At 58.6% G+C, this 14286-nt stretch carries 13 protein-coding genes and 1 tRNA gene; 6 read left to right on the forward strand and 8 right to left on the reverse strand.

The genetic code is table 11. The features are described 5' to 3' along the window. The coding region (locus WCA53_RS10010; RefSeq protein ID WP_423908608.1) for a porin at nucleotides 1-1086 on the reverse strand (1086 nt) is incomplete at its 3' end. Nucleotides 1087-1637: 551 nt separating this feature from the next. Further along, a complete protein-coding gene (locus tag WCA53_RS10015; RefSeq protein WP_423908633.1) occupies nucleotides 1638-1865 on the reverse strand; it encodes a hypothetical protein in 228 nt (75 codons plus the stop codon). A gap of 288 nt (nucleotides 1866-2153) precedes the next feature. On the opposite strand from WCA53_RS10015, the gene WCA53_RS10020 reads away from it, so the two are divergent. Then, entirely contained in the window at nucleotides 2154-3293 is a 1140-nt protein-coding gene (locus WCA53_RS10020; RefSeq protein WP_423908610.1) for an exonuclease domain-containing protein, read from the forward strand. On the opposite strand, the gene WCA53_RS10025 is transcribed toward WCA53_RS10020, so the two are convergent. The 3 genes from WCA53_RS10025 to WCA53_RS10035 form a co-directional block, all read right to left on the reverse strand. Next, the gene (locus WCA53_RS10025) at nucleotides 3290-3916 is read right to left on the reverse strand and encodes a chorismate mutase (protein ID WP_423908612.1); all 627 of its coding nucleotides are present in this window, start codon (nucleotides 3914-3916) and stop codon (nucleotides 3290-3292) included. The genes WCA53_RS10020 and WCA53_RS10025 overlap by 4 nt on opposite strands. A 158-nt stretch (nucleotides 3917-4074) precedes the next feature. Then, nucleotides 4075-4224, reverse strand: a complete 150-nt coding sequence (locus WCA53_RS10030; protein WP_423908635.1) for a hypothetical protein — start codon at nucleotides 4222-4224, stop codon at nucleotides 4075-4077. Between the two features lie 560 nt (nucleotides 4225-4784). Further along, nucleotides 4785-5804 (reverse strand): glycerophosphodiester phosphodiesterase family protein, encoded by a 1020-nt coding sequence (locus WCA53_RS10035; RefSeq protein ID WP_423908614.1) that lies wholly within the window; start codon nucleotides 5802-5804, stop codon nucleotides 4785-4787. Between the two features lie 459 nt (nucleotides 5805-6263). On the opposite strand from WCA53_RS10035, the gene WCA53_RS10040 reads away from it, so the two are divergent. Further along, the gene (locus WCA53_RS10040) at nucleotides 6264-6476 is read left to right on the forward strand and encodes a hypothetical protein (RefSeq protein ID WP_423908617.1); all 213 of its coding nucleotides are present in this window, start codon (nucleotides 6264-6266) and stop codon (nucleotides 6474-6476) included. 218 nt (nucleotides 6477-6694) lie between these two features. Here the strand turns inward: WCA53_RS10040 and WCA53_RS10045 are convergent. The 3 genes from WCA53_RS10045 to pepN all read right to left on the reverse strand — a co-directional run bounded on the left by WCA53_RS10045 (nucleotide 6695) and on the right by pepN (nucleotide 10731). Beyond that, nucleotides 6695-6770 (reverse strand) — tRNA-Thr (locus WCA53_RS10045). Between the two features lie 53 nt (nucleotides 6771-6823). Then, nucleotides 6824-7849 (reverse strand): class 1 fructose-bisphosphatase, encoded by a 1026-nt coding sequence (locus WCA53_RS10050; RefSeq protein ID WP_423908619.1) that lies wholly within the window; start codon nucleotides 7847-7849, stop codon nucleotides 6824-6826. Nucleotides 7850-8022: 173 nt separating this feature from the next. Beyond that, nucleotides 8023-10731: an aminopeptidase N gene (gene pepN, locus WCA53_RS10055; RefSeq protein ID WP_423908621.1), complete on the reverse strand. Its 2709-nt coding sequence runs from the start codon at nucleotides 10729-10731 to the stop codon at nucleotides 8023-8025. A 235-nt stretch (nucleotides 10732-10966) separates the two neighbouring features. On the opposite strand from pepN, the gene WCA53_RS10060 reads away from it, so the two are divergent. From WCA53_RS10060 to WCA53_RS10075, 4 genes are all read left to right on the forward strand, one after another. After that, nucleotides 10967-11695: a DUF4136 domain-containing protein gene (locus WCA53_RS10060; RefSeq protein WP_423908623.1), complete on the forward strand. Its 729-nt coding sequence runs from the start codon at nucleotides 10967-10969 to the stop codon at nucleotides 11693-11695. A 256-nt stretch (nucleotides 11696-11951) separates the two neighbouring features. After that, complete coding sequence (locus tag WCA53_RS10065; protein WP_423908625.1) at nucleotides 11952-12650, forward strand: CDP-alcohol phosphatidyltransferase family protein; 699 nt, start codon at nucleotides 11952-11954, stop codon at nucleotides 12648-12650. Next, complete coding sequence (locus tag WCA53_RS10070; protein WP_423908628.1) at nucleotides 12647-13468, forward strand: HalD/BesD family halogenase; 822 nt, start codon at nucleotides 12647-12649, stop codon at nucleotides 13466-13468. The genes WCA53_RS10065 and WCA53_RS10070 overlap by 4 nt, the downstream gene beginning before the upstream one ends. Then, the coding region (locus WCA53_RS10075; protein ID WP_423908631.1) for a flippase-like domain-containing protein at nucleotides 13465-14286 on the forward strand (822 nt) is incomplete at its 3' end. The genes WCA53_RS10070 and WCA53_RS10075, both read left to right, overlap by 4 nt.

A 14286-nucleotide genomic window follows, 5' to 3' on the forward strand; every position in this document is an offset into this window, starting at 1 on the left:
GTTGATCGGAGCGCCAATGCCGCTGTCGCCCAGGTCAAGCGCGTGAACGTATTCGCCTTGCAGGTACACGTCCGTGCGCTTCGACAGGGAGTACGCCGTTTGCAACGAGAACTGATGGAACGACGGCTTTGCGCCATCGAGGCGAGCGTCGGTGTACGTGTACGCACCTGACAGGCTCAGGGCCGGCGTCAATGCGTAGCGGCCATTCAATTCATAGTTGTTGAAGCGAGCGTAGTTGTCGGTCAGGTGCAGCGTACCGCCGCCGTTGCCAACTGCACTACCCGAAATGCCGCTTGCGTCTTCAAGCTTCGTTTGCGTGAACACGAAGCCAACCGTTGCCGGGCCGAACGCGTAGTTCAAGCCAGCACCGAACGTGCGTTGAAGACCTGCAACGAACGTGTTGTCGCCAGCAACAGCACCGCTGGTGTTGTTGATCGCGCCAGCAGGCGTCACGCTATTGTTCAACTGCATGTATCCAGCAGCAACGTTCAACGGGCCGTAGTTATACGAAACGCCAACGCTGTACTGGCGGTTGTCCGCGAAACCATCCGCTTCGTTCGAGAAGCCGTACTGTCCGCCGAATTTGAAGCCAGCGTAGTCGGCGCTCGTGTACTTGACCGAGTTGTTCACACGGAACGAGTTGTCGAGGTTGTCATTGTCGAACGGGTGCGCGAACTGCGTGCCGCCGTATTGCGTACCGGTGAGAGCCAGCGGCGCGACATAGTCGACCATGGAGTCATATTGACGGCCGAGCGTAACGGCGCCGTATTGGTTGCTCGACAAGCCGACGAAGGCTTGACGGCCGAATTCGCGGCTGTTTTGACCCAGTTGGCCGTTAGCAATGTTGAAGCCGTTTTCCAACACGAAGATCGCCTTCAGGCCACCACCGAGGTCTTCAGCGCCGCGCAGGCCCCAACGGCTGCCATTCACCGAACCGCTCGTCTCTTTAAAATTGTGCGAGCCGCCTTGGTTGTTCGTGTATGTCAGGCCAGCGTCGATCAAGCCGTACAACGTTACGCTGCTTTGTGCTTGAGCGGCGGTTGCAAATAGGCCCGACAGGGCGGCGACCATGAGAGTCTTCTTCATCTTTGTAACTCCGAGAGCAATTTGGGTCTGACAACCCAGGCTTGAAGGAAACGTTCACTCTGATGCGCTGCACTTCGAGAGGCGCTTTCAGGTGAATTAGCATGTCGATATATGACGTACTTGTTTCCGGACCAGACGGAGTGTAGAGATGGCGTTATCGCTTTTATCTTCCGATTTCCGCAATAAAGTATGCTGCAATCGGAAATGACGGATGAGCGGCACCGAAGCCTTTACGCAGAAGGGTTTGCGGGAGATTGATGAGGTGAAAGGACAAGTGTCAACCGTTGTGCGTTGCGCAAGTGAGACACGAGCCGACACTAAAATACAACGGTAATAGTCCTAAATACTGATTGTTGACGAAAGCGCAATAGATGATTGCGGATATTCAAATGATTCATCGCAAAAGCGCCGCGTATAATTAAACCACTGCTTTCCGAAGCAGACTTTTTCGTTGACGGAAAAGATCTCCAAGCCTTTATCAGCGCGACTTCCCAGTCGCGCTTTTTTTTTGCCTTAGCTTTGCCTTAAGAATCGACCGATCTCCTTTAAAACTAGACCGGTTCTGCTTCTTCTTCATCGGCGAATTCGATTTTTTCGTCGACCGCAGCTAGCGGCATTGCGCTGGACAGAGTCCAGTCTTCCATCACATAACGACGCGCGTCCATCGGCGAAGACAACAGGTTCTGCCAATGGTCACCGTGCCATGCCGGATCGAAATCCAACCCTGAATGGGAATTCACAACGACTTCCGGCGCGACCAGCGCCTTGATCCATAGCACCACGCTTTTCAGTTCGGTCGCCACAACGATGACTTCCTTTAAATTGCAATTGGCTTACTTCGATGATGCTGAACAAGCGTTTCGGTAACAAGGCTCGTTAACGCTTACGAATGGACAGGGCTGGTTACACGGACAGTAGTTTTTACCTTGGATCGGATGCTTGGAAGTGAAGAGGACGCAGTGGCGGCGAATCACGCTCCAAATATCTGGCGTTGGACTGCGTAAGTTAAAATGCTTGATCGGTTTGGGCACCTGGCTCAAACCTTCCATCAATCATCGGCCAGCGCTTTGTTTCCAATCGCTTCAAACAACATCAGTTCCGAACCGCTGGTTTTCGTCGATCTCGAAACGACCGGCGGCACATTCGGCGTGAACCGCATTACAGAGATTGGTGTGGTGGAAGTCGGGCCAGCCGGCGTGACGCAGTGGAGTTCGCTCGTCAATCCACAGCAGCCCATTCCTTTCTTTATCCAGCAATTGACAGGTATCGACGACGCGATGGTGCGCCACGCGCCCACGTTCGAGCAAATCGCGCAGGAGTTGTTGGCGCGTCTCGACGGCCGCCTGTTCGTTGCGCACAACGCGCGGTTCGATCACGGTTTCCTGCGCAGCGAATTCAAGCGTGCAGGCATCAAGTTCCAGCCTGACGTGCTGTGCACCGTGCAATTGTCGCGCGCCATCTATCCGGCGGAGCGTCGTCACGGGCTTGACGCGCTGATCGAGCGTCACGCGCTCGTGCCGGCTGCACGCCACCGCGCGCTTGCCGACGCAGATCTGCTCTGGCAGTTCTGGCAGCACTTGCATCGCACCCAGTCGGCCGACGTCCTGCGCGGCCATATAGATAGCAACACGCGGCGCTTTCGTCTCGCTGGCGATATCGACGAAGACACCATCGAGCAGATGCCGGCCGGCTGTGGAACCTACACGTTCTTCGGCGAAGACGATGTGCCACTTTATGTCGGGCGCAGCGTGCGCGTGCGCCAGCGCGTGCGTGCGCATCTATCGGGCGTGAAGCGAACGGCCAAGGACCAGCGGCTGGCGCTTCTGGTGCGGCGAGTGGAGTGGACCGCGACCGGCGGCGAGATCGGGGCGATGCTGGCCGAGGGGTGCGAGATTGCGCGGCTCAAGCCTGCGCACAACCGCATCAACAAAGCGCGTCGCGACGATCCGCAGGGCGCGCCCTGGACGTTTCCGGGTGCGATCGCCATCGAAGAGAGCGATACGACGACTGGCGCGCGCGTGTGGCATGTGGTCGATGCATGGCAGTACTTCGGGACGGCCACGACATTCGACGGGGCAACGCTGTTGCGCGCGACGCAGCCCGCGACGGGTTTCGAGCTATGGACTTATCGCGTGCTTGCTGAGCGCATGTCGCGTGGATTAAAGATTGTGCCGATCGCAGCGAGCGCTTGCGCATTGACACTTTAACCGGTCGCCCCGACGCCGCCCGCCGCGCAAACATGTGACAGCGCCCGTGAGAGTGGCGCGTTTTGAGCAGAATCGTAGCGGGTCAGGTGTTTCCATCGTGCGACGCTGTCGGCGAGCCGCGACTGGCAATCGGGGGTTTGTCGAAGAGGCTCGACACGAGCCAGCGCGGCTAGCAGCGCGTCCGTTATCCGATCGAGTTGCGGTCGTGTGTCGCGGGCGAGGTCGGGCGGCGTCCCTTCGGGGGCACGCAACTTTCGCCAGTTATCGAAAAGGGCGTTCTGCACGTCCTTGCTCGCTTCTATCTGATCGCGGAAAAACTGTTGGGCGAAGGTCGGATCGATGTCGGCGGCTCGTGCGCGCTCGTCGATACGCGCAAGCAATGCGGCTTCGCGCGGTTCGTCCGTGATCGGTTCGTGATGCGCCCATTTCCAGCGCGCGACAGGCTCGGCGAGCGCCAGCCGTTGGGACGACAGGGCGATGAGGTTGGTCAGGGGTGTGTCGTCGCCATCCGCGCGCGCCGCCGTCGTCGATAAACAAGCCAGTCCGACCGGAACAGCTAGTGCAAGCGAAACGGCGAGCCGACGAGTGGCCCGAAATGATTTCAGAAGGGGAGAACGAATCATGGACTGCCGACGCCGAATGAAAAAGCGTCAGCTTAACGCATGGCGAATGCCAAAAGCGCTCAGATGCGGGGCGTTAATGAAATGAAGCTTCCCGCAGACGTACTAACGCCGCGACTCGCGTCAGCCTTGCAAGTCGCCATGGATAGTGCATTAGTCAGTTACTTCGAATCGCACGCGTTACGCTGTTCGTCGAAGAACGCGCGAACATGCTCAGGCAATTCCGCCAGGAATTCAACCCCGGCCGGTTCTTGATCGGGACATTCGACTTTGTCGGGCGTCGGGATTCTCGTCGGCTTGGCGTCCATCATTTTCTCTCCTTGTACAGGTCGATTATCAATCTCGACTCTGGCTTCGCGCTAGCGTCGAATGTCCGTCGGGAACATTTGGTGCTACCTTTGTTGCTTTAACGGAACACCCATGGTCGGACTTAAGGCTGCAATAAAACTATTGTGCAAATCGAGCGGTTTTCGTAGGCTCGCTTAAAACACGACCGTCCCTTTTTCTGCATTAATTGCCGGTTTCGGGCGGATCAAGCGTAAGGGTTTCCATAAAGCCCCTTAATCAATCACCTTGCCACGAAGATTTCCTTCGAAAATCACTGTCCGATACCTATATAACGATGTGCTTCGCACTTCGTTGACTGTTTTTTCGCGATTTGATTTGAATAGCGCGGGGCGCTATTGACCTTCGTGGTGGCTCGTACTGAAGCAATGGTCGCAATTGACGCATAAATGCTGTATCGACCAAGCGACGCGTTTTGTGCAAATTACGCTGTTGCGACATTAGGGTTTCCTAATGCCGCGCTTTAACTGTCAAGGCTTGTTGCTTGATCTAATTGCAATTTATGGATGGCTCCGCCTTCCAATCGTCATGGCCTGGCCGTCGGGGGGCGGACGCGCAACGCGGCTTTCAGCGTATGTGGCGAATCGGTCATCACTGCGTCGATGCCAAGCGCGGCCGCGGTTTCATAGGCGTCCGGTGTCTCGACTCCGAACGCGACGATCGTTACGTTGCCGCTCGATTTGAAGCACTGCACAGCCGATGGCGTCCACCAATGGGCATCGACCTTCGAGACGCCGGCTCCAAGCGTGTAGTGCTCGATTACTTCGAGTTGCCGGTCGTATTCGATTCCGACCCAGCTGCCCGCCGCTGGCGGCGCGTCGCACCTGTTGTTCAACGCGACTTGTAGGAGCCGATCGCGCGTGGCATCGCGGGATTCGAATAGCTGCGCCTGCGGTTTAACGGCCATCAGCGCAGTGGCGCGTGCATCGGTCGAATAAAGCCGCACACGGGACCACGCGTGCAGTTCGTCGAGAACTTTAGTTATGCCCTCGACCAAGGGGCGCGGCGGCGTCTGCTTCATGTCGAGTATCAGTGGCACGGTCGGTGGAATTGCCTCAAGCGCTTCGCGCAATGTCGGAATCTGCAACGGATGGTTGCGGTACGGGTACGCAATCTGTCCGGCCTCGTCTTTGCGGCTGAACGAATAGCCTGCATTGAGTTTGCGCAGTGCGCTGAGATCGATTGCGTCGATCTGGCCGCGGCCGTCCGTGAGGGACGACAAGTCGGCCGGCCGATACAACACCGGGACACCATCGCGTGTGACCTGGACCGTCATCCATAGGGCGTCCGCCCCGTCGGCCAGCGCGGTCGAGAATGCCTGAAGCGTGTTCTCGGGGGTGTCTCCGGTGCCACCGCGATGCGCGACGATCAGAGGTCGCGCGTGGGTTTGTGCGTGCGTGGCGGTGACCGGTGAGAGTGATGCCACCGCGAGCAACGCGGCGCCGGCACGCCGCTTGGCGGACCGTAGCCAGGGACGCTTGATGAACAATCTTGTCCCGGGGCAGATAAGGAGGGGATTGGATGGGTCGAAATTCGGATTTTTCATTCGCGGTAATTCTCGTCGTGTGATGTGAGCCGGCCCCGGTGAGCGAGAACGGCTCGCGTGGAAAACCGGATGGCGGCCTTTCATCGATTATCAGTTCGTGTGCCGACGTGAATATTGACGCGTTGCTTCGGTGCAAATGTGAAATTGAGTGCCATGCCGTCAGCGAGGGTCAACGTACCGCAAGGCGCGAAGCAGTAGGACTGCCATAAGCTCCCGTGCCACGTAAATTTCACACCGTCTTCTACCACTCTCAAGCAGTGCGAAATGCGTTCATCAGGGTCAAGGGCGTCAAGGTTATCAACATCGCTTCGATGCTGTCAGTGTTCGGCACGATCAACGATGAGATCGATCGTACCGGGACGGCGCAATGGGCAAATCGAGCCTGTGAGTTACCTGGCAAACGCTCTTTTAATCTGTGCGATCATGGACTTCCCCATTCACCAGTGAAGAGGATCCGTCATGGGAATACTTGATACGTTAGGCGAGATTGTAGGTGCGGTCGTTGCAGTTGAGGCAACGGAGAAGGTAGATCCGGATGCTTCGCTGCTGACGAAGGGCATTGCAGCGGTTGCCGGTTTTAAAGGGGCTGGCGCGCTTGAATCGCTGGCGGAGAAAAAAGAGGACGCCGACGATGCGGAACAGCCGGACAATTCCGCCGACCCGCAAGCGTAATTCAGGATTGCCCCGGAGCCAGCCCTCTGCAGCGAGGCTGGCCCAGGGTCTAGTCGATGTTTGAAAATCGGACCGTTTAAAGCGGTCTGAGAGCCCATCAGGATCGGCTTTTCAGAGTGGCGTTCTCTACGCCATAGGGCCTGCACAGGGCCGTCTACATGGATTTCAGAAAGCAAAAAGCCCGACCTTGTGAGTCGGGCTTTTTGCTTGAATCTGTTTGGTGCCGGAAAGAGGAATCGAACCCCCGACCTTCGCATTACGAATGCGCTGCTCTACCGTCTGAGCTATTCCGGCATCAGAGAAACGAGATTATAGTGACCTGTTTGGCACTTTGGCAATACCCCAGATCAATTCTTTTCTGAGTGGTAACGCGTGACACGATCAACTTCGTTTTTTGAACCGAGAAATACGGGCACGCGCTGATGCAGGCTGGTCGGAACGATGTCCAGAATGCGCTGCATGCCGTCGGTCGCCGCGCCGCCAGCCTGCTCCGCGATGAACGCCATCGGGTTCGCTTCGTACATCAGGCGCAGCTTGCCCGGACGACCGGGGTCGCGCTTGTCGGCTGGGTACATGAAGATGCCGCCACGACTCAGGATGCGATGCACGTCCGCGACCATCGAAGCGATCCAGCGCATGTTGAAGTCCTCTTGGCGAGGACCGTCCTTGCCTTCGTTGAGTTCGTTCACATACTTCTGAACCGGCTCATACCAGTGACGGCTGTTCGATGCGTTGATCGCGTATTCGCGGGTGTCGTCAGGGATCTGCATGTTGCTTTGCGTGAGTACCCAGGACCCCAGCTCGCGGTCCAGCGTGAAGCAGTTCACGCCATAGCCGGTTGTCAGCACCAGCACGGTTTGCGGACCGTACACCGCGTAGCCTGCCGCAACTTGCGCCGAACCCGGTTGCATGAACGCTTCTTCACTCGGTTCCATGCCGTCAGGGCACCGCAAGACCGAAAAAATTGTCCCGATAGACACGTTCACATCGATATTCGATGAACCGTCGAGCGGGTCGAACGTGAGGAGATAGTTGCCCTTTGGATAGCGGTTCGGAATAGGGAAGATCTTTTCCATTTCCTCCGATGCCATCGCGGCCAGGTTGCCGCCCCATTCGTTGGCTTCGAGCAGGATTTCGTTCGACAAGATGTCGAGTTTCTTCTGTACCTCGCCTTGCACGTTTTCGCTGCCGGCCGTGCCGAGCGCCTCGCCCAACGCGCCTTTGCTTACTTGATAGCTGATCTGCTTGCACGCGCGCGCGACGACTTCAATCAGCAAGCGCAAGTCGGCGGGAAGGTTTTGATGTTCGCGCTGCTGCTCGATCAGGTATTTGGACAACGAGGTACGGCGGGAAATTGATGAATTGGTCGACATGGCAGTGAACTCCGAGTGCGTTAGACGAATGCCGGGATTCTACCCGCTCACATTGTGTCATTAGATGTCACAGGGCTTATGGTGCTCCATGTTTGCATTGTCACTGCCCGGAAATGAAAAACTGGCGCCGAAGCGCCAGTTTTTGTTGTCGGCCGCGAAGCCCCCAATACCGGTCAGCCCAGCGCTTTTTCCACAATCTCGCGCACGTCGCGCGATTTAACGTGCTTCGATACCTGCTCGAGCGCCGCGTGTGCCCTGTCGCGCAAGACCGGCGTGTACCGGCGCCATTGCTCGAGCGTCCGGGCGAGACGCGCGGCGACTTGCGGGTTCATTGCGTCGAGCGCAATAACCTGTTCTGCCCAGAACGCATAGCCCGAGCCATCAGCCGCATGAAATTGCGCTGGATTCGAGCCGCAAAAGCTGGAAATCAGCGAGCGCGCCCGATTCGGGTTTTTCAGCGTGAACTCCGGGTGCTGCATCAGCTTGCGCACGATGTCGAGCACATTGCGTTTTGGGCCGCCGCGCTGGGTGGCTTGAAGCGCGAACCATTTGTCGATGACGAGCGGCTCTTTTTCAAACCGGCGATAAAAATCGCCGAGCGCCGCTTCGGCGGTGGTAGCGTCGGCGAAGCCTGACGCACCGGCCGTAAGCAGGGCCGACAACGCCGCCGACCGGTCGGTCATGTTGTTCGCCGTGTCGTACTGGGCGCTCGCGAGTTCGATCGCGCGCGACGGGTCGTCGAGCTGGCTCAGGTAGGCGAGGGCGAGGTTCTTCAGGCCGCGCTTGCCTGCGTCGTCCGGAGTCGCGCGATACTCGCCGGGCGTGCGATTTGCCTCATAGACGGCGAGCCAGCGCTCGCGCAGGCCCGCGGCAAGCCGCCGGCCGAAGAACACGCGCGCCGCATGGACGGCGGCCGGATCGGAGACAGGCATCTGTTCGGCCAAATATCCCTCCGATGGCAGCATCAGCGCGAGCTCGCGGAACGCTGGCGTGAGGGTTTCGTCGTTGAGAACTTGAGCGAAAGCAGACACGACCTGATCGTCGAGCGTCAATTCCTGGCTCTTCGATGCGCGCTCAGCCAACACAAGCAATTCGCGCGTGGCGAGGCGCTGGCCCGCTTCCCATCGGTTGAACGGGTCGCTGTCGTTGGCGAGCAAGAACGCGAGTTGCTCATTCGTGTAGTCGTAATCCACGATCACCGGTGCCGAGAAATTACGCAGCAACGAAGGCAACGGCTCTTCGGCGATGTCGGTGAACGTAAAGGTCTGCTCGCTTTGCGTAAATTCCAGCACGCGCGTCGTGCCTTGCGCCTTGTCTTCGCCTTCGAGCTTCAGCGGCAAATCGGCGCCGTTCTTGCCAATCAGGCCGACTGAAAACGGGATCAGCAACGGTCCCTGCTGGGTCTCGCGCGCGGCCTCGGAAGCTTCGCCGTAACCTTGCGTAAGCGTGAGCGCGTAACGCTTCGCGGCGGCGTCGTAGCGCGTGCGCACTGTGACGCGCGGCGTTCCAGCCTGGCTATACCAGCGCTCGAATTGCGCAAGATCGCGGCCGTTGGCGTCGGCCATGGCGTGCCGGAAATCGTCGCACGTCACCGCCTGGCCATCGTGTCGCTGGAAATACAGGTCCATGCCGCGCCGGAAACCATCGCGGCCGAACAGCGTCTGGTACATCCGCACGACTTCCGAGCCTTTTTCGTAGACGGTCATCGTGTAGAAATTGTTGATTTCCATGTAGCTTTCCGGGCGAACCGGGTGCGCCATCGGGCCCGCGTCTTCGGCGAATTGCATCTGGCGCAGAACGCGCACGTCGTCAATACGCTTGGTCGCGCGTGCCGCGTCGCTAGCGGCGCCCGGTTCGAGGCCGGCGGCCATGTCGGCGGAAAATTCCTGGTCGCGGAACACGGTCAAGCCTTCTTTCAGGCTCAACTGGAACCAGTCGCGACACGTCACGCGGTTACCTGTCCAGTTGTGGAAGTATTCATGGCCGACGACCGCTTCAATATTTCCGAAGTCCACGTCCGTGGCCGTTTCCGGGTTCGCCAGCACGTACTTCGTGTTGAAGATGTTCAAACCCTTGTTTTCCATCGCGCCCATGTTGAAGTCGCTCACGGCAACAATCATGAAGCGGTCGAGATCGAGTTCCAGCCCGAAACGCCGTTCGTCCCATTCGATGGAATGAACCAGCGAGTCCATGGCGTGCTGGGTTTTGTCGAGATCGTGTTCTTCTACCCAGACCTGAAGCAGTTTCTCCTTGCCCGAACCGCTCTTCATGCGATGTTCGAGCTTGACCAGTTTGCCGGCGACCAATGCGAACAAGTAGCTCGGTTTCTTGAACGGGTCTTCCCAGCGCGCAAAATGCCGGCCGTCGGCGAGATCGCCTTCTTCTATTAGATTGCCGTTGGACAGCAGCACCGGATACGCCGTCTTGTCGGCCCGCAGCGTGACCGTGTAGGTCGCCATGACGTCGGGGCGGTCAAGGAAATACGTAATGCGGCGAAACCCTTCCGCCTCACATTGCGTAAAGAAGTTTCCACCCGAAACATATAGCCCGGATAACGTGGTGTTCTCGGCCGGATTGCATACGCTTTCGATCGTCAATTCGAACGTGTCGGGAATATTGCTCACCGATAAACCGTTTTCATGGGCACGCGCGTCGGCGTGCGGCTTGCCATTCACGGTGGCGCCGACGAACTGCATTTGTTCGCCGAGTAATTCAAGGGTGGCCGCACGCGCTGCATCTGGATTGCGGCGCAGTCGCATGGTGTTGCGGACAACGGTCCGTTCGGGAACGAGATCGAATTCGAGCACTACGGTGTCAATCAGAAAAGCGGGCGGCGCGTAATCTGCGCGGCGGATCACGGCGGGTGCGGTCGAATTGGGCATGGCAATTTTCAATGAGTTGGAAAACGCGCGCTTTTGGCGCCGGTCTCGTGGATGCCATTGTACAAAGCCTCAAATGATCGTGTGTTTGAATCAGGCTAGGCCTCTTGGCCTATGACTGGACTTTTGGGGTGCGGTTACGGGCTTACTCCGTGTAAGCTTTCAGGCATATTCCGCGCTTGGCGACACTCGCCGGCACGGCTTTCACCGAAAAACGGCAAGTGCATCGGGGTCGATCATGGCGTTCGAACGGGTATCGAAAGAATGGAAGAGCGCGGCGCGCGTGGTTTACTGGGCGGGCCTCGTTGCGGGACTCGGTTTTTTCACCGGCTGCACGACATACGTCCAGACGCAGGTCTCGGCGTTTTCTGACTGGTCGGACACCGATGCTACGCGCACCTATGCGTTCGCGCGCTCCGCGCAGCAGCAAAACAGCATCGAGCAGAACACCTATGAAGCGCTTGTGGCCAACGAACTCGCCGTGCATTCGTTCCGGCAAGTTCCAGATGCCAGCGCGCGGTATCGCGTGGAACTGGATTATTCGATCCGCGGCGACATGGTGACCGTGCGGCAAGTTGTTTATGCCGATCCGTGGCCGATGTACGGCGGGTGGTATGGGCGGCCCTACGGTGGTTGGGGTGGTTGGGGTGGTTGGGGCGGCGGTTGGGACATGGGTCCGGCGGGCTACGTCGATCAAAGCTACCCAATCTTCGTTCACGCGCTGCAAATTCGCATGACCGAGCGCGAAACGGGCCGCGAGGTCTATAAGGTAAGCGCCAGCAATGCGGGCGGCGAATCGTCGCTGATTCTTGCAATGCCTTATCTGATTCGCAGTGCCCTGACTGATTTCCCTCTGGGCAACGGGACCGTGCGTACGGTCAAGATCCCGCTCGACAACAATAATAGCGCGGGCAACGAAGCGCCTGTCGCGACGACAAACACGAAACCCACCGCGCCCGTGGAATAGGCCGTCGAGCGGATGCGACGCTTTGAATCGCGCCTTAATCGGGTCGATTCAGAAATTCTTACCGCTTAAATGACTCCGCTTTCAGTGAACCCCGGTTGGGTAGGGTGCCCACTTATGTCGTCGGCGCGTTTCTCGGCCGGGTCGTCGAAACGCCGCATCGAAACTTCGAATAAATCATTTAAAACAGTGCTGTCGCTGCATCAGGGGTGGACCGCGCTTGTATGCAATTAAATTCGAAACGAGATATATTTCGAGGATGAACAGACCGCGCAATACCCAACTACACCTACTTCCTGAGCCCGCAACATGGGATGCGCGGCTCGCCCGCCGTCTCGTAACGCCGCTCGTCGGTACGCGAATTACCCCGAATCATTTGACTACGTTGCGTCTGCTGATTGGCATGGGCGGCGCGTACTACTTGTCCGTGGGCAGTTTCTGGCTGTGCAGCGTCGGCGCGTTGCTGATTGCGATCTCCAATTTCGTCGACCACACCGACGGCGAACTCGCGCGAATCAGCGGCCAATCGAGTAAAATCGGTCATTTTTACGATCTCGCCTGTGACTCCCTTGTGACCGTCTTGTTGTTCGTCGGGCTGGGGTTTTACGTGCACGTTCATCATCCAGCCATGCTTGTATCTGCCGAATGGCTCGGCGCAATCGCAGGCGTGGCGGTCGCATTGATCTTTTTCCTGCGTATGCGCATTGAAGGGATGCACGGGAAAGACGGCACGAAACAGGCGTCCATGGCCGGTTTTGAAACCGAAGACGTTTTATATCTGGTGCCCCTTGTGACCTTGCTCAACGGCATGACGCCGTTTTTGATCGCAGCGTCCATTGGTGCGCCGCTTTTCGCCGTTTGGGTCGTGATTGACTACCAGCGCGCGCTGCGACATGTTGTGCGCGTCACGCCGGGCAAGGACACATCCGACGGCCAGGACATGCAGGCGATTCAATGAATACATCGGTACCCTCAGCAACGGGTTTGAGCGCACTGCCCGCGGCACGGAATGAGGCAAGCGTGGCGCCGAGTCTCGACGCCACGCTTGACGCCCATCTCAAACACTTTCCGGCCGACCGTCAGACGGGCAGGCTGCATAGCGCGTTCAACGATCAAGGCGCGTTCCTGTATCTGGAAGACTTCCTGCCGCGCGAGTTTACCGAGCGGCTGATCGCAGCCGTCCATGCCGTGACGCCCGCCGTGAACCGCAATTACCTGCCGGGGCACAAGCAGGGCGGCAGTGTGAGCCGCCACGCGATCGACGAGCTTGCGCCGTTTATCGCCGAGTTGTATCGGTCGCCCGCGTTGATCGGCTGGCTGGAAAAGATCAGCGGCGACGTGTTGCAACTGTCTCCCGCTGATGATCCCCACGCCTACGCACTGTATTTCTATACGAAGCCGGGCGATCACATTGGCTGGCATTACGACACGTCCTATTACGATGGCCGCCGTTATACGCTGTTGCTCGGCGTGATCGACGACTCGTCGTGCCGGCTCGATTACGAACTCCATACCCGCACGCCAGAGATCCCGGATCTACCGGGTTCGGTGCAGATTCCGCCGGGTGGCCTCGTTTTCTTCGATGGCGACAAGCTGCGCCATCGCATTACGCCTGCGCGCGCGAATGAATTCCGCGTATCGCTGACATTCGAATACGTCACGAACCCGAGCATGCGGCCGTGGCGGCGCTTCATTTCGAACATGAAGGACTCGATCGCGTACTTCGGCTTCGGACAGGTCTTCCGCCGCAAAGGCGGGAAGAACGGCGTGGCATGAGCCGCGCCGGGACAATCCTTCTGTCGCTCGGCGTGGTGTTGTTCATCGCGCTGCTGAGCTGGCAGGGTTTCGGCTCCGTCGCGGCCGCGCTGAGTGCCGCCGGTTGGGGATTGGTCGCGTTGGCAGCGTTCCACCTGGTTCCGGTCATCCTCGACGCACTGGCCATTCGGGTCCTGTTTCCCCGGCACGAACGCGATGTCAGCACGAGCGACGCGGTGCTCGCGCGCTGGGCTGGCGAATCGGTGAACAGCCTGATGCCGGCCGGCCAGATCGGCGGTCCGATGCTGATGGTCCGTTATCTCGCGCAACGCGGCATGCTGGCGCGCGACGCCGCCGCCATCATCACGGTCAGTACGACCGTGCAGACCGTCGGGCAAATGATCTTCGCGCTGATCGGCCTCGCGCTGTTGAGCGGCTATGCATCGGGAATCGGCACGCTGATGCCGGTGCTTGCCGTGATCGTCTTTTGTTCGGCAATGGTCATTGGTTTCTTCTTTGCGCAGCGGCGGGGCTTGTTCGGCCGCGCCACGCGTTTTGCTTCCCGGTTCGCGGCGCGTTTCTCGAAAAAACGCGATTGGTCGTCGCTGGTTTCGCGTGCGGAAGCCGTCGATAACGCCGTCGTCGACCTGTACAAAAGGCCGGGCCCGGTGGCGGCCAGTTTCGCGCTGAGTCTGGCGGGCTGGGTCATTGGAACGGGCGAGGTCTGGCTCGCGCTTCATATGATGGGTTCGCCGGTCGGCTGGACCGAGGCGCTGATGCTGGAAAGCCTCGGCCAGGCCATTCGCGGCGCGGCGTTCGCCGTTCCGGGTTCGCTCGGC

It is taken from the genome of Caballeronia sp. (assembly GCF_049581465.1).
Classification (GTDB): domain Bacteria; phylum Pseudomonadota; class Gammaproteobacteria; order Burkholderiales; family Burkholderiaceae; genus Caballeronia.

Coding starts and splice junctions, on each gene's coding strand:
- WCA53_RS10070 (WP_423908628.1), top strand. CDS start 12,647: ATGAATACATCGGTACCCTCAGCAACGGGTTTGAGCGCACTGCCCGCG.
- WCA53_RS10060 (WP_423908623.1), top strand. CDS start 10,967: ATGGCGTTCGAACGGGTATCGAAAGAATGGAAGAGCGCGGCGCGCGTG.
- WCA53_RS10025 (WP_423908612.1), bottom strand. CDS start 3,916: ATGATTCGTTCTCCCCTTCTGAAATCATTTCGGGCCACTCGTCGGCTC.
- WCA53_RS10035 (WP_423908614.1), bottom strand. CDS start 5,804: ATGAAAAATCCGAATTTCGACCCATCCAATCCCCTCCTTATCTGCCCC.
- WCA53_RS10050 (WP_423908619.1), bottom strand. CDS start 7,849: ATGTCGACCAATTCATCAATTTCCCGCCGTACCTCGTTGTCCAAATAC.
- pepN (WP_423908621.1), bottom strand. CDS start 10,731: ATGCCCAATTCGACCGCACCCGCCGTGATCCGCCGCGCAGATTACGCG.
- WCA53_RS10040 (WP_423908617.1), top strand. CDS start 6,264: ATGGGAATACTTGATACGTTAGGCGAGATTGTAGGTGCGGTCGTTGCA.
- WCA53_RS10065 (WP_423908625.1), top strand. CDS start 11,952: ATGAACAGACCGCGCAATACCCAACTACACCTACTTCCTGAGCCCGCA.
- WCA53_RS10030 (WP_423908635.1), bottom strand. CDS start 4,224: ATGATGGACGCCAAGCCGACGAGAATCCCGACGCCCGACAAAGTCGAA.